General features: G+C 68.8%; 21 protein-coding genes. 11 read left to right on the top strand and 10 right to left on the bottom strand.

Annotation, left to right across the window (positions count from 1 at the left end):
* Window positions 1-28: 28 nt before the first annotated feature.
* The 3 genes from ACWD0F_RS26975 to ACWD0F_RS26985 are packed head-to-tail and all read left to right on the top strand — an operon-like array spanning window position 29 to window position 3,280.
* Window positions 29-1,396, top strand: coding sequence for an APC family permease (locus ACWD0F_RS26975; protein WP_449880022.1), 1,368 nt, complete (start codon window positions 29-31; stop codon window positions 1,394-1,396).
* Entirely contained in the window at window positions 1,393-2,397 is a 1,005-nt protein-coding gene (locus tag ACWD0F_RS26980; RefSeq protein ID WP_449880024.1) for an acetamidase/formamidase family protein, read from the top strand. Before ACWD0F_RS26975 ends, ACWD0F_RS26980 begins: the two co-directional genes overlap by 4 nt.
* Window positions 2,398-2,452: 55 nt before the next feature.
* Window positions 2,453-3,280: a trypsin-like serine peptidase gene (locus ACWD0F_RS26985; RefSeq protein WP_449880026.1), complete on the top strand. Its 828-nt coding sequence runs from the start codon at window positions 2,453-2,455 to the stop codon at window positions 3,278-3,280.
* A 120-nt stretch (window positions 3,281-3,400) separates the two neighbouring features.
* On the opposite strand, the gene ACWD0F_RS26990 is transcribed toward ACWD0F_RS26985, so the two are convergent.
* The 3 genes from ACWD0F_RS26990 to ACWD0F_RS27000 are packed head-to-tail and all read right to left on the bottom strand — an operon-like array spanning window position 3,401 to window position 5,558.
* Complete coding sequence (locus tag ACWD0F_RS26990; RefSeq protein ID WP_449880028.1) at window positions 3,401-4,294, bottom strand: Gfo/Idh/MocA family protein; 894 nt, start codon at window positions 4,292-4,294, stop codon at window positions 3,401-3,403.
* Window positions 4,291-5,202, bottom strand: coding sequence for an NAD-dependent epimerase/dehydratase family protein (locus tag ACWD0F_RS26995; protein ID WP_449880030.1), 912 nt, complete (start codon window positions 5,200-5,202; stop codon window positions 4,291-4,293). The genes ACWD0F_RS26990 and ACWD0F_RS26995 overlap by 4 nt, the downstream gene beginning before the upstream one ends.
* Before the next feature lie 2 nt (window positions 5,203-5,204).
* Window positions 5,205-5,558, bottom strand: a complete 354-nt coding sequence (locus tag ACWD0F_RS27000) for a YrdB family protein (protein WP_449880032.1) — start codon at window positions 5,556-5,558, stop codon at window positions 5,205-5,207.
* A gap of 118 nt (window positions 5,559-5,676) precedes the next feature.
* Here ACWD0F_RS27000 and ACWD0F_RS27005 point away from each other — a divergent pair, with 118 nt between their 5' ends.
* Window positions 5,677-6,369 carry a TetR/AcrR family transcriptional regulator gene (locus tag ACWD0F_RS27005; protein ID WP_449880034.1) on the top strand — a complete coding sequence of 231 codons (693 nt, stop codon included), beginning with the start codon at window positions 5,677-5,679 and terminating at the stop codon, window positions 6,367-6,369.
* Window positions 6,370-6,390: 21 nt separating this feature from the next.
* Here ACWD0F_RS27005 and ACWD0F_RS27010 read toward each other — a convergent pair whose 3' ends face one another.
* The 4 genes from ACWD0F_RS27010 to ACWD0F_RS27025 form a co-directional block, all read right to left on the bottom strand.
* Window positions 6,391-6,990 carry a TetR/AcrR family transcriptional regulator gene (locus ACWD0F_RS27010; protein WP_449880035.1) on the bottom strand — a complete coding sequence of 200 codons (600 nt, stop codon included), beginning with the start codon at window positions 6,988-6,990 and terminating at the stop codon, window positions 6,391-6,393.
* A 1-nt stretch (window position 6,991) separates the two neighbouring features.
* Window positions 6,992-9,562 carry a PEP/pyruvate-binding domain-containing protein gene (locus ACWD0F_RS27015; RefSeq protein ID WP_449880037.1) on the bottom strand — a complete coding sequence of 857 codons (2,571 nt, stop codon included), beginning with the start codon at window positions 9,560-9,562 and terminating at the stop codon, window positions 6,992-6,994.
* Window positions 9,559-10,932 carry an MDR family MFS transporter gene (locus ACWD0F_RS27020; RefSeq protein WP_449880039.1) on the bottom strand — a complete coding sequence of 458 codons (1,374 nt, stop codon included), beginning with the start codon at window positions 10,930-10,932 and terminating at the stop codon, window positions 9,559-9,561. The genes ACWD0F_RS27015 and ACWD0F_RS27020 overlap by 4 nt, the downstream gene beginning before the upstream one ends.
* 322 nt (window positions 10,933-11,254) lie before the next feature.
* On the bottom strand, window positions 11,255-11,716 hold the full coding sequence (locus ACWD0F_RS27025) for an ATP-binding protein (RefSeq protein WP_449880041.1): 462 nt from the start codon (window positions 11,714-11,716) through the stop codon (window positions 11,255-11,257).
* Here ACWD0F_RS27025 and ACWD0F_RS27030 point away from each other — a divergent pair.
* Entirely contained in the window at window positions 11,715-12,521 is an 807-nt protein-coding gene (locus ACWD0F_RS27030) for a helix-turn-helix domain-containing protein (RefSeq protein WP_449880378.1), read from the top strand. The genes ACWD0F_RS27025 and ACWD0F_RS27030 overlap by 2 nt on opposite strands.
* 569 nt (window positions 12,522-13,090) lie before the next feature.
* Here ACWD0F_RS27030 and ACWD0F_RS27035 read toward each other — a convergent pair.
* Window positions 13,091-13,399 (bottom strand): DEAD/DEAH box helicase family protein, encoded by a 309-nt coding sequence (locus tag ACWD0F_RS27035; protein WP_449880380.1) that lies wholly within the window; start codon window positions 13,397-13,399, stop codon window positions 13,091-13,093.
* 345 nt (window positions 13,400-13,744) lie between these two features.
* Between ACWD0F_RS27035 and ACWD0F_RS27040 the strand changes: the two genes are divergently transcribed.
* Genes ACWD0F_RS27040 through ACWD0F_RS27050 form a run of 3 tightly spaced genes read left to right on the top strand, consistent with a single transcriptional unit; the run spans window position 13,745 to window position 16,760 of the window.
* Entirely contained in the window at window positions 13,745-13,978 is a 234-nt protein-coding gene (locus ACWD0F_RS27040; RefSeq protein ID WP_449880043.1) for a hypothetical protein, read from the top strand.
* On the top strand, window positions 13,975-16,176 hold the full coding sequence (locus ACWD0F_RS27045; protein WP_449880045.1) for a hypothetical protein: 2,202 nt from the start codon (window positions 13,975-13,977) through the stop codon (window positions 16,174-16,176). Before ACWD0F_RS27040 ends, ACWD0F_RS27045 begins: the two co-directional genes overlap by 4 nt.
* Window positions 16,173-16,760, top strand: coding sequence for a hypothetical protein (locus tag ACWD0F_RS27050; protein ID WP_449880047.1), 588 nt, complete (start codon window positions 16,173-16,175; stop codon window positions 16,758-16,760). Before ACWD0F_RS27045 ends, ACWD0F_RS27050 begins: the two co-directional genes overlap by 4 nt.
* A 145-nt stretch (window positions 16,761-16,905) precedes the next feature.
* On the opposite strand, the gene leuA is transcribed toward ACWD0F_RS27050, so the two are convergent.
* Both leuA and ddaH read right to left on the bottom strand, forming a co-directional pair.
* The gene (gene leuA, locus ACWD0F_RS27055; protein ID WP_449880048.1) at window positions 16,906-18,612 is read right to left on the bottom strand and encodes a 2-isopropylmalate synthase; all 1,707 of its coding nucleotides are present in this window, start codon (window positions 18,610-18,612) and stop codon (window positions 16,906-16,908) included.
* A gap of 177 nt (window positions 18,613-18,789) precedes the next feature.
* Window positions 18,790-19,536, bottom strand: coding sequence for a dimethylargininase (ddaH, locus tag ACWD0F_RS27060; protein WP_449880050.1), 747 nt, complete (start codon window positions 19,534-19,536; stop codon window positions 18,790-18,792).
* A gap of 38 nt (window positions 19,537-19,574) precedes the next feature.
* Between ddaH and ACWD0F_RS27065 the strand changes: the two genes are divergently transcribed.
* From ACWD0F_RS27065 to ACWD0F_RS27075, 3 genes are all read left to right on the top strand, one after another.
* Window positions 19,575-19,820: a DUF2630 family protein gene (locus tag ACWD0F_RS27065; RefSeq protein WP_449880052.1), complete on the top strand. Its 246-nt coding sequence runs from the start codon at window positions 19,575-19,577 to the stop codon at window positions 19,818-19,820.
* A gap of 138 nt (window positions 19,821-19,958) precedes the next feature.
* Window positions 19,959-20,936, top strand: a complete 978-nt coding sequence (locus ACWD0F_RS27070) for a GNAT family N-acetyltransferase (protein WP_449880053.1) — start codon at window positions 19,959-19,961, stop codon at window positions 20,934-20,936.
* A 42-nt stretch (window positions 20,937-20,978) separates the two neighbouring features.
* Entirely contained in the window at window positions 20,979-23,207 is a 2,229-nt protein-coding gene (locus tag ACWD0F_RS27075; RefSeq protein ID WP_449880054.1) for a glycoside hydrolase family 6 protein, read from the top strand.
* Window positions 23,208-23,282 lie beyond the last annotated feature (75 nt).

The raw sequence follows: 23,282 nt of genomic DNA on the forward strand, positions 1-23,282 counted from the left end.
GCACCCCCCACGCAGCTAGGAGCCGTCCATGAGCACCATCGAGCAGTTCGGCTACCGCCAGGAACTTCAGCGTTCCTTAGGCTTCGCCGATCTGATGATCTACGGCTTGATCTTCATGGTGCCGATCGCGCCGTTCGGCATCTTCGGCAACGTCTTCGCCGTCTCCCACGGGATGGTGGCCCTCGCGTACGTCGTCGGCCTGGTGGCGATGGCGTTCACCGCGCTGTCGTACGCGCAGATGGCGCGGGCCTTCCCGATGGCGGGCTCGGTCTACACCTATGCGGGACGCGGCATCTCGGCGCCTGTCGGGTTCATCGCCGGCTGGGCGATCCTGCTCGACTACGTGCTCGTGCCCTCGCTGCTCTACCTGGTGGCCAGCGTGGCCATGAACACCTTCGTGCCGGTGATCCCCATCTGGGGATGGCTGGTGGCGTTCGTCGTGCTCAACACCATCGTCAACTACTTCGGCATCCAGATGACGGCCCGGATCACCCGGATCATGCTGGTGGCCGAGCTGGCGGTGCTGGCCGTCTTCCTGGTGGTCGGCGGCGTCGCGCTGGCCCAGGGCAAGGCGCAGACGAGCGCGTTCACCCCGATCTTCGAGTCCTCCGGCTTCACCTGGAGCGTGGTGCTCGCGGCGGCGTCGGTGGCGGTGTTGTCCTTCCTCGGCTTCGACGGCATCTCCACGCTGGCGGAGGAGAACCGCGAGGACGCCCGCCGGCTCGGCCGCTCGATGATCGCGGCGCTGGGGCTGGCCGCGGTGCTGTTCGTGGTGCAGACCTGGGTCGCGGCGCTGCTCACCCCCAACCGCGACACACTGATCGCGCAGGGCGACGCGGCGGGCAGCGCCTTCTACGACACCGCCGAGTTCGCCGGCGGGCACTGGTTGTCGGTGCTCACCGCCGTGGCCACCGCCGTCGCCTGGGGCTTCGCCAACTCGCTGGTGGCGCAGGCGGCCACGTCGCGGCTGCTGTTCGCGATGGGCCGCGACCGGCAACTCCCCTCGTTCCTCGCCAAGGTGGACCCCAGGCACAAGGTGCCGGTGCACGCGACCCTGGTCGTGGCCGCCATCTCCCTGATCCTCGGCGTCTTCATGAGCGGCAGGAGCAACGGCATCGGCGAGCTGGCCTCGCTGGTCAACTTCGGCGCCATGACCGCGTTCCTGCTGCTGCACGTGGCGGTGATCGTGCACTATGTGATCCGGCAGCGCAGCCGCAATTGGCTGGCGCACCTGGTGGCGCCCGCGATCGGCTTCGTGATCCTGGTGGCCGTGGTGGTCAACCAGAACGTCGCGGCCCAGTGGGTCGGCGGCCTCTGGCTGCTCCTCGGCCTGGTGGTCCTCGGCGGCACCTACCTGTCCGGCCGCAGGCCCGTCCTTCCCACGGAGGTCAAATGAACGTCGTCTCCTACCACCCCTCCCCCGACGAGCTCAGCTACACCTTCGGCGGCCGCCCGGCGGTCGGCAAGGTGCGGCCGGGCACGATCATGGAGCTCTACACCGAGGACTGCTTCGGCGGGCTGGTGCGGACCGTGGACGACCTGCCGTCGCGGGTGTGCGAGTTCCCCTATCTGAACCCGGTGACCGGCCCCTTCCACGTCGAGGGCGCCGAGCCCGGCGACACGCTGGCGCTGCACTTCGTCAAGATCACGCCGGCCAGGGACTGGGCGGTGTCCACGACGTTCCCGCACTTCGGCGCGCTGACCGGCACCCACACCACGGCCATGCTCCAGCCGCCGCTGGAGGAGCGGGTCTGGCGCTACGACATCGACCTGGAGCAGGGCGTGGCCGTCTACCACGCCCGCAACAGCGACTTCAGCGTGGCGCTGCCGCTCGATCCGATGCACGGGACGGTCGGCGTGGCCCCCGGGGCGAACGAGGCCCGCATGACGATCACCCCCGACGCGCACGGCGGCAACATGGACACCCCCGAACTGCGCGCGGGCGTCACCGTCTACCTGGGCGTCAACGTCGAGGGCGGGATGTTCTCGATCGGCGACGGGCACGGGCGGCAGGGACACGGCGAGGTGTGCGGCACCGCGGTCGAGTCGGCCATGAACACCGTGGTGGCGGTGGAGCTGATCAAGGGAGTCGGCACGCCGTGGCCGCGGCTGGAGGACGACCTGCACCTGATGTCCACCGGGTCGGCCAGGCCGCTGGAGGACGCGTACCGGATCAGCCAGCACGACCTGGTCACCTGGACGTCGGAGCTGACCGGGCTCGACACGCTGGACGCCTATCAGCTCGTCAGCCAGGCGGGACAGGCGCCGGTCGGGAACGTGTGCGACAGCAACTACACGATGGTCGCCAAGATCCCGAAGGGCTATCTGGGCGAGGCCGCGGTCTATGAGTCGGCCCACGCCAGGCTGCGGGCGCTAGGTTCCCAGTACACGAGTTAGTAAACACGAATGTCGCAGGTCAGGTTGCTGATCATCTTCGCCCTACAGTGTGAGGGTGCTCAGGTTGGTGCTGTCTCTGATCCTGCTCGATCCAGCCGCCGTCACCGAGGCGTCGCAACTCAACGTACCCGTTCCGCGCGTGCTGACTCCTGACGGCGACCGCCTGGGCTATGCGCCGGTGCCGCGCCCCTACACGGGGGCGCGGCGGCTGACGGGGGTGCTGATCGGCAGCGACCCCGCCAGCCGGACGGCCGTCCTGTGCGGGGGCACGGTGATCGGCTCGCGCAGCCGCAGCCTGGTGCTGACGGCGGCGCACTGCCTCTATCACGACGGGCGGCTGCTCAAGCACCTCGTCTTCCTGCCCGGCTACGAGCGGGGACGGCCGCCGCTGGGCGTCTGGCCGGCCGTGCGCGCGTGGGTGCCGGCGAAGTGGCGCAACCAGCCGTACTCGCCGGAGCTGCTGCCGTACGACGTGGGCCTGGTCGGCGTGGTCCGCCGCAAGCGCCCGCTGGAGGCCGTCACCGGGCGGGGGCTGACGCCGATGCCCACCACCAAGGGCACGGTCCTGCGCGGCCTCGAACTGCTCGGTTACCCGGCGGGCAACGGCTATCCGGGCACGGAGATGTACCGGTGCGTGGCCGACACGGCCGAGGGACTCGCCGAGGGGCCGGGGGTGATGGTCACCCGCAACTGCCACGCCGCCGCCGGCGGCAGCGGCGGGCCCGCGCTGTACGGCGACGCCGTGGCGGGCGTCGTGTCGTCCTCCAGCCCACTTCGCGACGCCAAGGGCTTCACCGTGCTGACCAGGCTGGGCGGGCGGCCGTTCGAGCGGATGTTCGCCAGAGCGGACAAGTCGATGCGGCTCCAGCCGCTCAGCCCTTGACGCGGCAGATGCGGCTCCAGCCGCTCAGCCTTGACCTGGCAGATGCGGCTTACGCAGCCCTTGACGCGGCAGATCACCGAGGCCCCCTGGTTCGCGATCTCGTGATCGGCGGCAGGTGGCTCAGCGCTGCTCCGTCTGGGTGACGATGTCCTCGCAGACGGCGTGTGTGATCAGGGCGTCGGCCGCGTCGATCCGGCGGCCCTCGCGGACGGCGGTGAGGAAGGCCAGGCAGACCTGCTCGATGCCGCGCTGCCTGGCCACCGGCGTCCAGTCGGGGCGCCTGGTGAGCCGCTCGCCGCCCTGGTAGTCGGTGACGTCGCCGAGGTTGACCACGCGGCGCTTGACGCCGCCGCCCGTGGCCTCCAGGGTCTCCTCGCCGGCGCCGCTCATCCGGTCCATCACGCCGATGGCGGTGAAGCCGTCGCCGGACAACTCCAGGACGATGTGCTCGATCAGGCCGTCCTTGACGCGGGTCCGGAACCTGGTGCCGGTGACCTGGCCGGGGGCGAGGAACCGGAGGGTGTCCACCACATGGATGAAGTCCTCGAATATCGCCCGGCGGGGTGCGTCGGGGTGGTTGTCGCGGTTTTTCGTCATAAGGAGAAGGTGGCGGGGATGGGCGGCGAGCCCGGCGTATCCGGGGGCGTAGCGCCGGTTGAAGCCCACCATCAGCGACCTGTCCTCGGCCTTCGCCAGGCGGACGAGGTGCTCGGACTCCTGGAGCGTGTAGGCGATCGGCTTGTCGACGTAGACGTGGATCCCGGCCTTGAGCAGTGGCTCGACGATCTCCGGATGCGCCTCGGTGGCGGCGTGCACGAACGCCGCGTCGACCCCCGCCTTGATCACCTCGTCCACGCCGGTGAACCGGGCGGCGACGCGGTAGGCGTCGCCGAGCCGGTCGAGGCGTGCGCTGTTGCGGGTGCACAGGTGCAGATCGAGGTGGGGCTGGGCGGCCAGCACGGGCAGGTAGGCCTTCTCCGCGATGTCACCCAGGCCGATCATGGCTATCTTCACTGGTCAAGCGTAGCCTTGAGCGCCTCCGCGAGCGGCGTGGGCGCGACGCCGAACGTCCGCTGGAAGTCCGAGGAGTCGAGCACGTAGGGCGCCGTGAACTGGTAGCGGACGTGCCGCAGCTCGCCGAGCATGGGCACGAACAGGCCCGCCGCCCGCACCACCGGCCAGGGCAGCCGCGCCATCCGGGGCGTGGGCAGGCCCAGGTGCGTGGCCATCCGCTCGCCCATCCGGCGGAAGCTGAGCGGGTCGCCGGTCGGCACGTGCCACGGCCGGCCCCAGGCCCGCGCGTCCTGCCCGGCCACGATGAGCGCGTCGGCCACGTCGGGCAGGTAGGTCCAGCTGTGCGGCATGTCCAGGGGGAAGACGAGCTGGATGGTCTTGCCCGCCCTGAGCGGCACGATGAACCGGTCGCCCAGGTGGGACTGGTCGCTGGCGCCGGGCCCGAAGTAGTCGGAGCCGCGCACCTCGGTCGCCCTGATCCGGCCGGCCTCGTGGGCGGCCAGCGCGTCGGCCCACATCCGCGCCCGCACCTGGGCCTTGGGGCTGGCGGAGCTGAGCGGCAGGCCCTCGGTCATCGGGCCCGTGACGGGTCCGTACGGGTAGAGGTTGCCCAGCATCACGTACGCGGCGCCGCTCGACTCGGCGGCGGCCAGGAACGACTCGGCCATCGGCGGCCAGTCGGTGAGCCAGCGGTCGTACTGCGGGTTGACGCAGTTGTAGAGGACGTCGGCGCCCTTGGAGATCTCGATCAGCCGGGCCTTGTCCGCCACGTCGGCGGCGACCTTGACCGCTCCCGCGGGCCCGCCGCCCGACCGGGTCACCACGTGGACCTCGTGGCCTTGGGCGATGAGCTTGGCGGCCAGGTGGGTGCCGACCTGGCCGGACCCCACGACGATGTGCTTTCCCATGATCAAACCTGCTTCCAGATGAGGCGGAGGACCGCGTTGACAACGAAGACCGCGAAGAAGACGACGGCGGGGGTGATCAGACCGGAGGCGTACAGCGCCGCGGCGCCGCCACCGAACCAGAGGATCTCCAGCGCGGCGCGGGCCAGACCGGTGAGCGGGAATGTGGCGTTGGCGCCACCGCCCGCTCCGAAGAGCGCCCACGCGGCGATGAACAGCGCCGGGGCGCCGAGGCCGGCCAGCAGCTTGATCGCCCAGTTGGGGCTGAGGGTGAAGCCCCAATATCCCACGGAGGCCAGCACGCCGAGCTCCAGGAAGAACATCAGAGCCGCGTTGGCGCCTTTGGCGATGGTGAGCATTCGAGAACCTCCGGGGGGATGTGTCGTTCGCTTGCGAGAGCAATGCTCTCGCAAGAGAGCACCACTCGTCAAGAGCGGTGCTCTCGTTTCTTGGCACCGCTCTGATAATGTTCCTCCCATGACCGCCAGCCGCACCGCCAGAGAACGGGTCAGAGCCGAGCTGACCAGAGAGATCACCGACATCGCGCGCCGCCAGCTCGCCACGGAGGGCGCGGGCGGCCTGTCGCTGCGGGCCGTCGCACGGGAGATGGGCATGGTCTCCTCAGCCATCTACCGCTACTTTCCGAGCCGCGACGACCTGCTCACCGCCCTGATCATCGACGGCTACAACGCCCTGGGCGCGGCCGTGGAGCAGGCCGAGGCCGGCTGCCCGCGCGACGACTTCCTGGGCCGCTGGCTGACGACCTGCCACGCGGTGCGCGAGTGGGCGGTGGCGCACCCGCACGAGTACGCGCTGCTCTACGGCTCCCCCGTGCCCGGCTACCAGGCCCCGCAGGACACGATCGAGGCCAGGCTCCGCGACGTCACCGTGCTCGGCGCCCTGGTCTCCGACGCCTGGGAGGCGGGCGCGCTGCGGGCGCCCGCGACCGAGCCGCCGCAGGAGCTGGCGGCGGATGCGGCCCGGTTCAGGCAGCTCATGCCCGGTGTGCCCGACGGCGTGGTCTGGCCTGCCGTCTCGGCGTGGACCGCACTCTACGGGTGGGTCAACTTCGAGGTGTTCGGCCAGTTCAACAACACGATCGAGGGCCGGCGGGCGGCGTTCGACCATGCGATGCGGCTGATGGGCGTGACCATGGGCCTCGCCCTGTAAGAGCCGACGGGCACGGGCCGGTCAGCTCCGGGTGAGTAGCGGGACCAGCACCTCGTCCACGATCTCGTCGATGAGCCGGTCCGGGAAGGGCGTGCCGTTGAAGAGGAAGTGGTGACGCAGCAGCGCGTGGCCCGCGTCGAGGCGGCGGGGCGTGACGACCTCCGGGTCGACCTCGCCGCGCTCGACCGCCCGGCGAACGATCTCCTCCATCATCTTCCTGGCCGCACCCTGGGAGTTTCGCCGCATGGTGCTCAGCGGCGACTCGCCTCTCAGCGCCTCGCCGAGCAGCCCGCGCATCGCCTCGCCGGCCGGTCCTGACAGGGCCTGCGCCGTACGGCCGAGCATCGCCACCAGGTCGTCGCGCAGGTTGCCGGTGTCGGGCGAGGACTCCGGCGTGGGCAGCGCGTGGTAGACCGCCTCCATCACCAGCTCGATCCTGGTGGGCCAGCGCCGGTAGAGCGAGGCCTTGCCGGCCCTGGCCCGCTCGGCGACCCGCTCCATGGTCAGCCCGGCATAGCCGACCTCGGCCAGCTCGTCGAGCGTCGCCTCGTAGATGGCCGTGCTGAGCGCCTCACCCCGGCGTCGCGGCAGCTTGCGGTGGTCGGTGACCATGGCACACATCCTAGGTACGCCGGGTGACCGTGCCGGCGTCACCGTTGACGGTGACCGTACCGGCGCCACCGCTACCGTCACCACCGCCCATGACCGTACCGGCGTCACCGCTACCGTCACCACCGCCCATGACCGTGCCGGCGTCACCGTTGACGGTGACCGTCTGGCCGTCCTGGAGCACCGCGGTGCCATGACCGGTGCCCATCACGGCCGGGATGCCGTACTCCCTGGCCACGATGGCGGCGTGCGAGGCCGCGCCGCCGGTGTCCACGACCACCGCCGCCGCCCGCTGGAACAGCGGCGTCCACGACGGGTTCGTGTAGGGGCAGACGAGCACGTCACCGGCCACGAGCCTGCCGAACTCGGCCGGCTCCCTGATCACCTTCACCGTGCCGGTCGCCACGCCGCCGCTCGCGGGCGATCCGGCGACCAGCGCGTCCCCGGTCGTCCGCGTGAGAAAGACCGCCGCGGGGTCGATGAGCCGCACGCCCGCCAGCTCCTGGCGCTTGGCGGCCCGCGCGCGAACCGTCTCGCGCAGCCGCTCCCGCGCCGCCGCTGGCAGGGCGGCCACGTCCCGGATCGCCTCCAGCTCCTCCAGCCGCAGGTGGAAGAGGTCCTCCGGCATGGCCAGCACCCCCTCGTCACGCAGGCGGCGACCCATTTCCAGCAGCGACCGGCGCAGGATGGGCTGGGGCAGCGTGAAGGAGAAGTGGCTGTCCTCGCGGAAGGCGACACCCGCGCGGGCGGCGCGCACCCAGCGGCTCATCCTGGCTCGGCGGCCGGGCGAGCGCAGGAGCGGATGGCGGAGCAGGCGGTCGAGGGCGTCGCCGGGCTCCCGCGCCGGTGGCGCGGCGGCCAGCACCCTGACCAGACCGAGCACGGCCTCGGGGGCGTCCGCCCAGGTGGGCGGGGTGACGAGGATCGGGCTGACGGTCTCGCGGTGACCGTACTCGGCCAGAAACGCCCGCAACTCCGCCGCGAACTCGGCGGGCAGCGGATCCGTGTCGAGCGCGCCGGTGCGCCGGGCCAGCTCGGCCAGCCGCTCCAGCGCCTCGTTCGCGTCGCCGGTGCGCGTACGGGCGCCGTGCAACAGGTCGCCGAACAACCTGCCGCGCCCGAGCAGCTTGACCACCGCCAGCAGGCGCAGCAGCGCCAGCCCGGTGCCCGGAAGATAGTCCGCACGCAGGTCGGCCACCGGCTCCACCAGCGCGAACACCTGCCGGGGCACGCGTACGAGCTCCTCCCACGGCATCGCGCCCAGGTCACGCGCGGCCAGGTCGCGCACCTTCGCCTGAAAGCCGCGGAAGCGCGAGTCCTCCGTCCACCGGGCCGGATCGTGCCTCCTGGCCCTGGACACCACGCTGAACGGGGCGGCCAGCGTCTTGGCCGTGGGGTGCGGTCTGGGCGGCAGGAGCTGGTAGACGACGCCGTCCTCCTCCCGCAGGAAGCCGTCGAACGCCCCGCGCACGCCGAAACTGGCCAGCACCTTCTTCATCAACCCGGCCGGACCGTACGGGATCCAGGTCGTGACGTCGATCGGGTACGGCCGCTCGGGCAGGTATTCGAGCAGGACGGTCGCCAAGCGGCGCTGGATCGGGTTCAGCTTCCCGACCGGGGGCGGCGGCAGCGCGGTCATGGGCCGCGCCTGCACCAGGTACGTCCGGCCGCCCGCGAAGGCCCACTCGATGTCCTGAGGACGCCCGAAGTGCGCGGCGACCCGCCGGCCGAGCCCGGCCAGCTCCACCACCGCCTCCTCAGGCAACCGCTCGACCACCCCTCCCCTCCCACCCCCGGCCTCGCCTCTTGTATCCGCCACCTTGCCCGCCGCGTCCGCCACCTTGCCCGCCGCAGCCGCCACCTTGCCCGCAGTATCCGAGGCCGCGCCGCTGTCCTGCGTCACCCCGCCGCCCGCCGCGCCTCTGATGACCACCTCACGCCGGCCGGGCGTGAAACGCGTCGCCCCCGAGACCTCGACGACGTGGTGATCGGGCGTGACCAGCCCGGACACGACCGCCTCCCCGAGTCCGCTGCTGGCGTCGATCACGACCTGGGCGCGGTCGCCGGTGAGCGGGTTCGCGGTGAACATGACCCCTGCCATGTCGGCCTCGACCATGCGCTGCACGACCACGGCGATGCTCACCTCCTCGATGCCGAGCCTGGCGCGGTAGGCGATGGCGCGCTCGGTCCAGAGCGAGCCCCAGCAGCGGCGTACGGCATCGAGCAGGGCCTGCTCACCGATGATGTTCAGGTAGGTGTCCTGCTGGCCGGCGAAGGCGGCGCCCGGCAGGTCCTCGGCGGTCGCGCTGGAGCGCACCGCCACGGGCCCGCCGCCGAGCGCGGCGTAGGCGCCGGCGATCTCCTCCCGCAACTCACCGGACATCTCGTACGCGCGGGTGTCGTCCACCTCATACCCGCGGGTGTCGTCCCCCCGCCCCGCCCTCTCGTACGCGCGGGTGGTGATGACGAAGCCGTCGGGGACGGGAAAGCCGTTCCTGACGAGCTCCCCCAGGTTGGCGCCCTTCCCACCGGCCAGGGGCAGGTCGCCGCGGCCGAACTGGTTCAGGGGTGCGACGAGTTTCACGACGTCTCCTTGACGTGGGCGGTGGTGCGAAGCGGGCGCGCCGGCATGGCGAGCGCGAGGACGAACGCCACGGCGAACAGCGGCGCCATGGCACCGAACACCGGCGGCACGGCCTCGGCGAAAGCCGCCCGCATGGTGCCGGTCAGGTCGGACGGCACGGCGGAGATCCCTGACCGCGCGGTGATCAGAGCCCCCACCAGCGCGACCCCGGCCGAGGCGCCGATCTGGCGCAAGAACGTCACCGACGACGTGGCGGTGCCCAGGTCGGCGTACTCGACGGCGTTCTGCGCGGCCAGCACCATGACCTGCATGACCAGTCCGACGCCCAGCCCGGTCAGCAACATCGCACCCGCGAGCGCGACCGGCGCGGCCCCCGCCAGGCCGATCAGCCCCAGCCCGGCCGCGGCCACGGCCGTGCCCACGACAGGGTACGGCTTGTACACGCCGGTCCGCGTGATCAGCCGCCCGGACACGATGGTGGTGGTCAGCACGCCGCCCATGAGCGCGGTCACCAGCAGCCCCGCCTGCGTGGCGCCGGCGCCCAGAGCGATCTGCAGGTACGCGGGCATGTACGTGATCGTCCCGAACAGGGCGAACCCGACGATCGCACTGATCGCCACGGGCGCCGCGAAGGCCCGGTCCTTGAACAGCCGCAGCGGCAGGATCGGATCCGCCGCGAACCGCGCACTCACCACCCACGCCACCAGCCCGGCCGCCGCGAGCAGCAGGAAGGTCAGGTTCCTGGTCTGCCCGGCCAGCACCACACCCACCACGGCCACCGCCAGCGTGACGGCCCCCGCGACGTCGAGCGGCGCCCTGCTGCGCCGCCTGGGCAGCCGCAGGGTGAGGCTCAGCACGACCAGGGCCAGCAGGCCCAATGGCGGGTAAATGGCGAAGATCCACCGCCAGCTCGCCCGATCGATGATGAACCCCCCGATCAGCGGCCCGCCCACGGCGGCCATGACGTACGCGGAGCCGATGAACCCGAGATAGCGCCCACGCTCGCGCGGGCTCACGATCTCCCCGATGATCGCCTGTGCCCCGATCATCAGCCCGCCGCCGCCCAGCCCCTGCACCGCGCGGAAGGCGATGAGCTGCGGCATCGACGTGGCCAGCGCGCACAGGACGGCACCGGTGACGAAGACGACGATGGCGGCCTGGATGACGGGCTTGCGGCCGTACCGGTCGCCGAGCTTGCCGTAGACGGGCATGACGACGGTGGCGGCGACGAGGTAGGCGCTGACCACGGCGGGCATCTGATCGAGCCCGCCCAGCGCCCCGGCCACGGCGGGCAGCGCCGGAGCCATGATCGTCTGATCAAGCGCGCCCAGCAACATCACCAGGATCAGGCCGGACAGCACCAAGCCCATGCCGTCTCTCCTTAGAGATCGAATCGTTCTCTAAGGAGAGTAGGGTTCACGCCATCGAAACGCAACGTTCATTAAGCTGCGGCACCATATGTTGCACTCCGGGCACCACTGACTCGACCTCGCCTCGATGCTCTGAAGCACGTGGGGAACGCTCGCGGAGCCCGTATTCCTCCACCGCGACACGCTGGATGAGCCACCACCGTCTCAGCTCACGCTGCGCTTCCTGCTGAACGGCGCGGAATTCCTCACCCGGGCGGAGAAGCTCGATGATGATGAACTGAAAGAGCAGGCGAAACTGCCGCCTGACCCGTTGGCTGCGTGTTCAGCCAGAGCCGCGTCCGCCGGCCGATCCGGAGACCGGTTCGGGAGCGGACAGGTCAGAGCGAAAGACGCACCAGACGGTACGACCAAGCCCACAGCCATGCTCTCGGATACCCCAGTCCTGGGAGATCTCACTGACGATCAGCAGCCCCCGGCCGTCCGCCGCCTCCGGCTCCTGCCGGATGTGCGGCGCGGAGAACGTGGAACCGGGGTCACGCACCTCCACGTAGACCATGCCCTCCGTCGCGGTGACGGTGAGGCCGATCAAGTCGTACGGCCTGGCGTCGGAGTGACGGAGCGCGTTGGTCACGAGCTCGGATGCCGCCAGCACGGCGTCGTCGACCGAAGGATGGTCCTCTCCCAGCCATCTGCGCACTTCGGAGCGCGCCTGCGATACAGACTCGCGAATGCCCGCCAGATGGATCGAACCGATGACCCTCGGCTCTGCGCTCGCTGCTTTCATGGCTTCACCCACTCGAAGAAGTCGGCCTCGATCGGCCTTCCAAGCATCACAAAGCTCGGCTACATTAAGTAGTCGATCGACTTCAACCAGTCATCAACGGTTTCTCCGGGCGTCCGTTGAAACCTTGGTGAAAAGTCCCCTCGGAGGTCAGGTGCCGAAGGAAAGCGATCTATATCCCTCAGATTCGCCAACGGCTCTCTTTGGATTCGAGCTCCGGCGTCACCGCAAGGCGCGAGCCTGGTCTCAGCTCCGACTCTCGAAGATGGTGCCCTACTCCGTCGGTACCATCAGCATGATCGAGACTGCACAACGGTCACCCTCGGAAGAGTTCGCCCGCTACTGCGACGAAGCGCTGGAAGCGGAAGGAGCGTTGATGCGACTCTGGCCGATGGTCAGTCGCACGGCGGCCCCCATGTGGTTTCGCCCGTGGCTCGACGTGGAGGCCACGGCAGAGGCGATCCGGGCCTGGGAGCCGTTGATGATCCCCGGGCTGTTTCAGACCGAGGACTACGCCAGGGCCATTTTGAGCGGTGAACCAGGCGTGGGATCGGAACAGATCGAAGAGCAGGTCACCGCTCGAATGGAGCGCCAAAGCATCCTCAAGCAGACCCACCCGCCCATGCTCTGGGTTGTCCTCGACGAAGGAATCCTGCATCGTCCAATCGGCGACTCCGCCGAGCACGAGCACGTTCTCAGAAAGCGTAAAGTAACGGAGCTTCTCAACTCACCGCCCGAAGCCGGAGCGTACCGGATCGTCCCCTTTTCAAATGAACGAATCCGCTCTCAACACCCGCTTGACTCCTAGCTCTACTGCACGGCTCCCAAACGCTGGGCCACCCTGATGAGCTGACCCCGAGTGGCCTCACCACGCTACAGAAGTTGGGAGATGGCCGAGTCGATAACATCCTGGCCAGCAGCTTCGGCGGCGGACGCGGCGATCGCCCGCAGAGGCGTAGTCACCTTGAATCCCTGGCGATCCTCGATCTCCTCCGGGACAACGCCGTACGGTGCAGGACAACCTGGTCGTTCTTCTGCCGGAATGCCGGCCTTACCGTCAGGTGGATCTCCGCCAGGTTGTCGATCCCGAGATCATGATCTTCCCCAGGCAGCACGATGAACTCACGGAGCCGGTAGAGCCCCGTTCGATACGCAGCGAGTTACCCCGTTGCGCGTGAAAGTACTGGGTTTGGTGGGAGCAGCCCGCTCGGATGACTTGAGCTGCGGCGAAGTAGCCCCGCTGTCTCGCGGCGAGCTCCCAGAGCCTGTCGCGGCGTTCGTTCTGGGACCACAGCTGCCGCTCGATCAGCATGCCGCCATCCTGGTCGGCCAAGACTACAAGTTGATTTTAGTTCCACGGAACAGCCGTACGCGAAACTAAAAGTTAGTTGTAGTTATGCCGTGGCACAGACGTACTCGCCAGCCGGTCGAGGACCTCTCGCAGGCGCTCGCGTCCGCCAAAGCCTTTCCGGTCCCAGTAGCCAAGACGAGCAGGACGCGATCCTTGCCTCTTCCGATGGCCTCGACCGCCTTGTTGACTGCGAGCCGCTGGTAGTAGCGCGGAACCTTCGGCGTTTCGAGCGCGTGGTCCGCACGCAGTTGCGCTCCTCGCCGAGGATTCGCCTCCCGCGGCGAGGATCTTCCCGTCTGCAGTGTGACTTGTCGACCATCTGGTACCGGTCCCAGCCCGACCGTTTCAGCTGATGCTCAACGAGCGTCGCCGGAGTTTCATTTTCGTTAGGGAAAAGATCCATGGGCCACGGTCAATTATTTACCCGACAGAACCGACGGAAGATCACATCTCTACCAGACCGTAACGTTGACTCCGGACACCCCTCTCTTTCGGGAGGTCAGCCAAGACATGCTCTCTTAGGGATGAACCATCCCATTATCGAACAAAACTCGGACGCGCTATGCCTTTCACTGCATTTACACTTGTTCTGTTGACGTGTTGTTCATTACGGTGTGGGCACGCGGGAGACGCCACCTCCTGATCTGTTTTAGTGCAGCGAGCCGTACAAGGGGATCATCTTGGCCGACCTCGACCGCCGGGCGATGCGGGCCGTGGCGGAGCGCATCCAGCGGCTGTCCGACGAGCACTGGTGGGCGCTCGATGCGTCCTGCCGCCTGATGGAGAACGACGCGTGGGTGGGCCCGACCGGCTCCCGGTTCGACATCCAGGTCCACGCCGATCAGCGCGAGCTGCGCAACATGCTCACGCGGTCCGTACACAGCGCGAACCAGAAGCTTCAGGAAACGTCGTGACGGAGTTCACCGGGATCAAGCAGCCCGAATTCGACACGATGGCGACCAAGCACACCGAGGCCGCCAGGAAGCTGGACGAGCTGGCGCAGGCGCTGCACGGCGAGTTGCAGAGCGCCGGGCTCGACACGTCGCCGGCGGCGCGGCTGCGCCAACTGGCCGGACGGGTCACCGCACAGGCCGAGGACCTGCGGCGGCGGCAGAAGCTGGTCCATGAGCTGCAACGGCAGAAGATCACCTTCGGCAGCAGCACGCCCGCCGGGAGCTTCTTCGAAATGCCCGACGGTCTGCAAGCCGCGAAGGGACTGCTCGACGGGACGCTCGCGGGACGCGCGGCGCTGAAGGCCGCGAACGGGGACATCGGCGCGCTCGCCGAACTGGAGAAGTACGCAGCGTGGAGCGGAAACGCGGAGTTCGCCGCATCGTTCCTTGACACGCTGGGCGCGCAAGGCGTGACACGGCTGCCCGGTTCGCTCGCCGGACAACTGCGCGACGCCAGGTGTCACGGGGACGCCGACCGCCTGACCCGGCTCTCCGCCCAGGGCAAGAAGATCCTGAGCATGCTGAGCACGATTCTGGCCAGGGGAACAGACCCGAAGAATCCCGGCTACCTGGGCACCGCTTTCCTCAAAGACCTGGCGCTGGAGGGCCGGGCCGAGCACCGGACCGGCGGCACCCGCTACTCGGGTTACCAGGCTCAGGCGCTCATCTGGCGGGCCCACGACGGGAAGACGCCGTTCTCGAAGGAGTTCATGGAGGTCATCGGGCGCGACGCGATCGTCTATGAGCACGAGGAGCGCAAGAGCGAATGGGCGGCCAGTAAGGACGCGCTGGGCCGGGTTTTCGCGGGAGTGCAACTCCCCATCGTCGACCTGGCCGGCGCGCTCGGCCTCGGCACCCTGCTGAGACCAGAATCGCAGGCGAGCAGTCCGGGCGCGGAGCTCGGATCGTCCATGGTCGACGCCCTGTTCCATGCGGCGAAGTCGAACCGGGATGCGTCCCAGACGCTGCTGGATCACACCCCCGCCGGATGGAAGGAGTCCGTGCTGCACTACCTGCTGACGACTCGCTGGGAGGTTTCCCACCATCTGGCCGACTACAAACCGATCAGCGACATGCTGGTGACCGCCACGACCGGCCAGGACGCCACCTCCAAGAAACTGGCGGCCGAGATGATCAAAGTTCTCTCCGACGAGGTGCGCGGCGCCTTCGGCAAGGCAGGGGAGGGCATCCTGGAGATCAGGAACGGAGACATCTTCGATCGGTTCGCCCCTCTGCGGTACGTTCTGGGCCGCGCGATCGCTGCCAATATCGACCAGCTCTCCCACCTCATACTGAACCATGAGACCTTCGGAAAGATCGCGGCCCAGGACATGGCCTACGCTCTAGCCTTGGCCACCTCCGACGACGCTGCGTTCGAGGTACTGGTGAGAGCCCAGACCGAACACATGCGAGCGGCGCTCGAGACCGTACCTCCGGTTGGCCTCAACATCTCCAACGCCGAGCAGCGTGGATTCACGGAATCCGAGGTCAAAATGTACGACTACAACGAGAACGGATGTGTCGACAAAGACGACGTCATGCGCTTCCTGGAGGACCGGGCGGTGGAGGAGGCACGTCCCTTCACCCACATCGTAGAGATCCGCCGCCAGGTGATGATCGCCCAAGGGCTGGGTGACAAAAAGGCGGACGAGGCGCTGAAGGCCATGGTGGGCGATGCGATCGGACTACTCCCAGTGCCCGGAGCCAAGCAGCTGGGCACGCTGACTACCGGAGTCTTCGGCGAGATGGTCGGTAAGGGGTATGACAAGCTCGCCGGCACCGCGTGTGACGAGATGGCCAAACAGGTGGCCCAGCGGATGTCGGAACACAGACATAGCCTGGACGAGACGCACCAAACTCTGGCGAATAACCGACTGGCGGTTGACAGGCTGGCAGAGCAGATGCTCGCCACAGCGCTACTGAACAAGGGTGTACTCGACGAACTCGTCCTAAAAAACCAGTCATTCGCTGCCAGTGCCCCTAGGATCAAGCCCTTCGCCAAAATGACGCCACAGGAATACAGCCAATACCTCGCGTGGGCTCGCGAATCTGGCGGGAGTAGCGCCATCCTCAATAAATTCAGCCTCACCTTCCGCAGCGCCAGTGAGGTATACGACTACCTCGGCCTTGGAAACCCCTTCTCGGGAGACAGAAAATGAGGCATCTGCGTCTACCTGCCACTTTGGCTACCCTCGGGTTGCTCACCGCAGCCTGCACCCCGGAGAACGACATCGTCTCCAAGTCGGGATTCATTCAGCCGATAACAAATACTGCTCCATACGTCTGCAAGCTGATCCCGGAGCAGGCATTTCGACTGGTTAGCGGCGTTACCGGCCCTCTAATTGAGAAAACAGACGGCAGCCAGACGGACGGCGACTGCTGGGCGCCGGATATCGTCCCTCGGCCGTTGGAGGTGCGGTGGATGCAGGAGGGCGATGGGATGTCTCGAAAGCATCTGGATTTCGTTCTCAATGACAGGCGTCAGGTTTACAGCAGCCATGGCGGCGTCATGGTCCCTACCGATCTCGGTGATGGTCTGGCCGCGTACCTGCCAGATTCGCCGTTCGCCAACCAGCCATATCGCATTGTCGCGAAGTTTTCATGTGATGGCAGAGAACAACTGATCACCATCTACCTAACCCAAGTCACCGAGGGCCGGGATGCGATCGAAGACATGATCGAGCTCATGCGCATCGCCCAGAAACGCTATGGCGAGGTGTATGACTGCACTCCCGGCGCATAGCAAGGCACACCGTTCACCATAAGACTCAACCGCGCCTCCCCTGATCGCGGGGGGCGCGGTCGAATGATCCGTACTTGGCCTTGTGGGCGCGTGCCGGGTGCCGGGCCCCGCAGGTCTTGCTGGGCCCGGAGGTCAAGGCTGGTGGTCAGCGGGTGGCGCGGTTGACTGCGGAGGTGATGGCCTTGAGGGCGGCCGTGGTGGTGTTGGCGTCGACGCCTACGCCCCACAGCACCTGTCCGTCGACCTCGCACTCCAGGTAGGAGGCGGCCTTGGCGTCGGAGCCGGCGCTCATCGCGTGCTCCACGTAGTCGAGGACGCGGACCGTGATGCCGACTCCCGCGATGGCGTCGATGAACGCCGAGATCGGGCCGTTGCCCGTGCCCGCGATCTCGCGGATCTCCCCGTCGAGGCGGATGTCGGAGCTGATGCGGTCCTTGTCGTCGACCGTGGACTCGTGGCGGTGGGCCAGGAGGCTGAGGCGGCCCCAGCGGTTGGCCGGGTTGGGCAGGTATTCGTCGCGGAAGATGTCGTACATGGCGGCCGCGCTGATCTCGCCGCCCTCGCTGTCGGTACGGGTCTGCACCACCTTGGAGAACTCGATCTGCAGCCGGCGCGGCAGGTCGAGCTGGTGGTCGGCCTTCATGATGTAGGCCACGCCGCCCTTGCCGGACTGGCTGTTGACCCGGATGACCGCCTCGTAGCTACGGCCGATGTCCTTGGGGTCGATCGGCAGGTAGGGCACCGCCCAGGTGAACTCGTCGACCGGCACCCCGGCCGCGGCGGCGTCCTTCTCCAGGTGCTCGAAGCCCTTTTTGATGGCGTCCTGGTGGGAGCCGGAGAAGGCGGTGTAGACCAGCTCGCCGCCCCACGGGTGGCGCGGGTGCACCGGCAACTGGTTGCAGTATTCGGTGATGCGGCGGACCTCGTCGATGTCGCTGAAGTCGATCTCGGGGTCGACGCCCTGGGAGAACAGGTTCATACCGAGGGTGACCAGGCATACGTTGCCGGTGCGCTCGCCGTTGCCGAACAGACAGCCCTCGATGCGGTCGGCGCCGGCCAGGTAGCCCAGCTCGGCGGCGGCCACGGCGCTGCCGCGGTCGTTGTGCGGGTGCAGCGACAACACGATCGAGTCGCGGTGCTTGAGGTTGCGGTGCATCCACTCGATCTGGTCGGCGTAGATGTTGGGGGTGGCCATCTCGACCGTGGCGGGCAGGTTGACGATCACCTTGCGGTCGGGGGTGGGCTGCCACACCTCGTTGACCGCGTCGCAGACCTCGACGGCGTATTCCAGCTCGGTGCCGGTGAAGGACTCCGGGGAATACTGGAAGCGGACGTCCACGTCGGTCGCGTCGGCGAGCTTCTTGACCAGCTTGGCGCCCTCGACCGCGATGGCGGTGATGCCGTCCTTGTCCTGGCCGAACACGACGCGGCGCTGCAGCGTGGAGGTCGAGTTGTAGAGGTGGACGATGGCCTGCTTGGCGCCCTCGATGGACTCGAAGGTGCGCTCGATCAGCTCCGGCCTGGCCTGGGTCAGCACCTGGATGACCACGTCATCGGGGACGCGGTCCTCTTCGATGATCTGCCGGACGAAGTCGAAGTCGGTCTGCGAGGCGGCCGGGAAGCCCACCTCGATCTCCTTGTAGCCCATGCTCACCAGCAGCTCGAACATCTTGAGCTTGCGGTGGGCGTCCATCGGGTCGATCAGCGCCTGGTTGCCGTCGCGCAGGTCCACCGCGCACCATCGAGGCGCCTGGGTGATCACCTGATCGGGCCAGGTGCGGTCGGTCAGGCGGATCGGCTCGAAGGGCTGATAGCGCTGGATCGGCATCCGGCTGGGCTGCTGGGCGGTCATGTCTGAGGCTCCTCGTCGGTCGGAAGAAACGGCCGACGCGCACGACTCGCTCCGCGACGAGGGAGCCGGCCTTAGAGGCCCTCGCCGCGGCAGCTAAGGAGGAGGCCGCGCAGCATGTCTTGCACGCTACCAGACGCCTCCGGATGCACCGTCCCGTATCTCACATCATGAGAAGCGTTAGTCGGGGATGAGGACGCTGAGGCAGGTGACGCAGCCTTCCAGCTTCTCGTACTCCGAAATATCTACCTGCGTCACGATAAATCCGTGCTTGTCGAGCATTTTGGCTGTCTGGGGCGCTGAGGCGGCCAGCAGGACCCGGTCGCCGCCCAACGGCACCACGTGCGCCCCCGCCTCCTCCGGCGGCACGAGCAATCCTGGCAGGTCCACCCGGGCGGGATCCCCGATGAGCCGCCCGTCGGGCAGAGCGGTCACCGCCGACTTCAGGTGCAGAACGCCCGTCATGTTCACGGGCACGACCCGGCGGTCCGGCAGGAGGGAGGTGAGCTGCGTGATCCCCTCGCCGTTGGTCCTGGCCGACCTGCCCACGTACACGGTGTGGCCGACCTGCAGCACGTCGCCCCCGTCGAGCGTGCCGGGCCGCGCGATCATGACCGCCCGCAACCCCAGCTCCCGTACGGCCTGCGCCACGGAGTTCACCTCAGGCCGCCGCTCCGGCGCTCCTGGCCTGGTCAGCACGGCCAGCCGCTTCGACACGACCACCGTGTCCTCCACGAACTGCGCGTCCGGCAGGTCGTCGGCCGCAGGGAGGTGGCGGGGTCGCCATCCGCCGGCGGAAAGCGCGGCCACGTAGGCGTCGTGCTGGGCCAGCGCCCGCCCGAAATCCACGGGTTCGCGCTCGATATGGGTGACGATGCCCTCCGAAATACGGGGGCCGGGCTTCCTTACCAGCGCGATACCAGACATAGGGCGTGTTCTATCACGCAGTGATTAGTGTCTTGGACATGCGGGACGACGAAATTCTGACCAGGATCAGTGCTCTGGTCACCGAAGAGCACGAACTGCGCGACAAGCTGACCGCGGGAGAGGTGGCCTCCGACGAGGAGCGCGCCCGCGTCAAAGAGCTGGAAGCGGCGCTCGACCAGTGCTGGGACCTGCTCAGGCAGCGCCGGGCCAGACGCGGCGCGGGCGAGGACCCCGACACCGCCGCGGCGCGCCCGGCCGGCGAGGTCGAGAACTACCGCCAGTAATAAGAGGTCGAGGACCGCCGCAGGTAAGAAGTTGGGAGCCACCGCTGGTAAGAGGTTGGGCGCGACCGCCGGTGGGAGAGTGAGCTGTCGCCGGTAAATCGTTCGCCCCGGCCGGATCGGGTGCGCTTTGCTGAGCGCATGCCGATCCAGCCCATCGACCTCGACGAGCCAGGCGACCTGATCACGGATCTGTACGACGCCTACGTTCGCTCCTACGCCGCGGACGACCCAGGCCCGCCGATCCCGCCGGCCCGCTTCCGCCGCGACATCTGCAGGGACCGGCCAGGCGCACGGGCCGAGGTGTGGGCGATGGTCGAGGACGGCCAGGTCGCCGGCGGCTACGGCCTCTCGTTGTCCACGCTCGACAACACCCACATGGGCTGGCTCTTCCCCCTCGCGGTACGCCCGCTGAGCAGCGGCCGGGGGCTCGGCTCGGCGCTGTTCGAGCACGCGCTGGAGCGGATGCGCGCCCACGGCAGGACCCTGCTCCTCACCGAGACGCCCGCCACCGGCAACGGCGCCCGCTTCGCCCGCGCCCGCGGCATGACGGTCTCGATCGAGGAGGCCCGCAGCACGCTGGACCTCCGCACGGCCGACTGGGCGGCGCTGGAGCGCCTGCTCCCCCAGGCCGGCGGCTACAGCCTCGAACGCTGGATCGGCCCGGCCGGCGCCGAGTCGCTGCCCGACCTGGCCGTGCTCATGAACGGCATGAACGACGCCCCGCGCGGCGAGAACATCGAGGACATGGCCTTCAGCGTCGAGCACTTGCGCGAGCGCGAGGAGACGATGCCCGAGGGCGGGCAGACAGCCTACACCGTGATCGCCCGCCGCGACTCCGACGGCGCGCCCGCCGGCTACACCCGGATCTACCTCGCGGCCGACCGCTCCTCCGGCTGGGCCCGCCAGGCGGACACGGTGGTGCTGAAGGAGCACCGGGGGCACCGGCTGGGCCTGCTGCTCAAGCTCAGCAACCTGCTCTGGCTCCGGGAGCGGGAGCCGCACATCGAGCGGATCCTCACCTGGAACGCCACCTCCAACGGTCACATGCTGGCCATCAACGCGGCCATGGGGTTCGAGTCCTTCGACGTGTGGAACCAGTGGGGTCTGCCGCTGTGAAAAAGGGAACACCCATCGCCGCTGAGGCTAGTCTGATCGTCTATGACCTTGGACGCGTTGAGGGACGGGGATCCGCGGCAGGTGGGGCCGTACACGCTCCTGGGTCGGCTGGGCGAGGGCGGCATGGGCGTCGTCTACCTGGGTACGGGCCCGGACGGCCAGCGGGTGGCGGTCAAGCTGATCCACGCCCGGATGGACGCGAACGCCGACTTCAGGCGGCGCTTCGCCCGTGAGGTGGCCGCCGCCCAGCGGGTCGCCAGGTTCTGCACCGCGCCCGTCCTCGACGCCGACGTCGAGGGGGACGTGGCCTACCTGGTCACCGAATACGTCGAAGGGCCCAGCCTGGGCGAGGCCGTCCAGGCGTCCGGACCGCTGAAGGGCTCGGCCCTGGACGGGCTGGCCGCCTCGATGGCGATGGCGTTGCGGGCCATTCACGGGGCCGGGGTGGTGCATCGCGATCTCAAGCCGTCCAACGTGCTGCTGTCCCAGGTGGGGCCCAAGGTCATCGACTTCGGCATCGCGCAGCTCATGGACGCGGAGATGAGCAGCGCGATCGTGGGGACGCCGTCGTACATGTCGCCCGAGCAGGTGTCGGGGGCGACCATCGGGCCCGCCTCGGACATCTTCTCCTGGGGCTGCACGGTGGCCTTCGCCGCCGGAGGTGAGGCGCCGTTCGGGTTGGGCTCGGTGCCGACGATCCTGCTGCGCATCGTCAACGAGCCTCCTGACCTGCGGGGGCTCTCGGGGTCGTTGCGGGAGCTGGTGGTGGCCGCGCTCTCCAAGAGCCCGGCCGCCCGGCCCACGGCCCAGGCCCTCATGGACCGCCTCAGCACCGCCACCGCCCTCATCAACCTCTCCCCGGCCTCCGCCGACGCATCGGGCGGCCCTTCCCCGGCGGGTTCTTCCGATGCGGGCGCGACGGGGCCGGGCGCCGGCCTCGTCTTAGACCGGCCGCCCCTCCCCGACCGGCAGCAGCGCAGCACCGCGGAGGACGCCCCGCAGCAGACGTCGGCCGGCCCGAAGCGGGCAACAGCCAGCCCGAAGCAGGCAGAGGCCCACTCGAACCAGGTAGAGGCCCGCCCGAAGGAGCCGGGGGACGGCCGGAGGAGGCTTTTGGCGGCGGGCGCGGTAGCGGTCGTGGCCGTCGCGGGCGTGGCAGCGGCGCTGGTGTGGTACATCCAGAGCACCCAAGACACCCAGTTGGACTTCTCGACGACGGTCGCGACCAGCGGCACCCCCACGAAACAGGTCTCCCCCGGTCAGAACCCGCTGCGCGCCCAGGACGACGTCCCCCTCTACGCGGCGCAGGAACCGGCCGCCACCAAGCAGGCCGTCCAGTGGGAGGCACAGGGCCGCGCCGCCGACGCCGCCCTGATGCGCAAGCTGGCCGCCGTCCCCTACGCCGTCCGCCTGGGCGAGCCCGAGGTCAGGTCCAAGGTGAACGCCACGATCACGGCGGCCCGGCAGGCAGGCGGCGTGCCCGTGTTCCTGGTCCACTACCTCCCGGCCAACGACTGCACCCAGGCGGGAGCGCCGGACATGCGGACGTACCAGGAGTGGGTCAAGGGCATCGCGGGCGAGATCGGCGACGCGCCGGCGGTGATCATCCTGGAGCCGTCCGGTCTGCTCCCCAGCACCAAGGACTGCGACACGGCGACCTCTCAGGACGGGCGGCTCAGGGACGTGCGCCAGGCCGTGCGGTCGCTCAAGACCGCCCCGAACACGGCGGTCTACCTCGACGGCGGCCAGGACTACTGGCCGGGCAACGAGATCACGGCCGAGCGCCTGATCGCGGCGGGGGTGGACGAGGCCGACGGGTTCTTCGTCAACGCCACCGGCTACCAGCGCACCCGCAACGCCGTCACGTACGGCAAGGCGCTGTCCGCCTGCGTCAGCGTCCAGCGCAGGACGGGCCGGAAGGACTGCCCGTCCGACGCGAAGGTCGACGCGGCGACCATGCCGCACTTCGTCGTCGACACCAGCAGGAACGGTCAGGGCGCCTGGGCCGGGACCAAGAAGTGGCCGGACCCGCAGCCCTGGTGCAACCCGCCCGGCAGGGGCGTCGGCGACCGGCCGACGACCGACACGGGTGAGGAGCTGGCCGACGCCTACCTGTGGATCGCCCGGCCCGGCGTCTCCGGTGGCCGCTGCCGGCGCGGCACCGACGGCGAGAAGGATCCCGTGCGCGACGCCGTCTCCCCGGCGGTCGGCGAGTGGTGGGACGTCCTGGCGCTGGAGCGGGCGAAGAATGCCCGTCCCGCGTTGCGGTGAGGTTACGCCCGAGTAAGACCTCATGTTAAGCGGACGTTAGATCTGACCCCTCCCCCCTTGTCCGAACATTCTTCT

The sequence above is a fragment of the Nonomuraea sp. NPDC002799 genome (assembly GCF_053592075.1).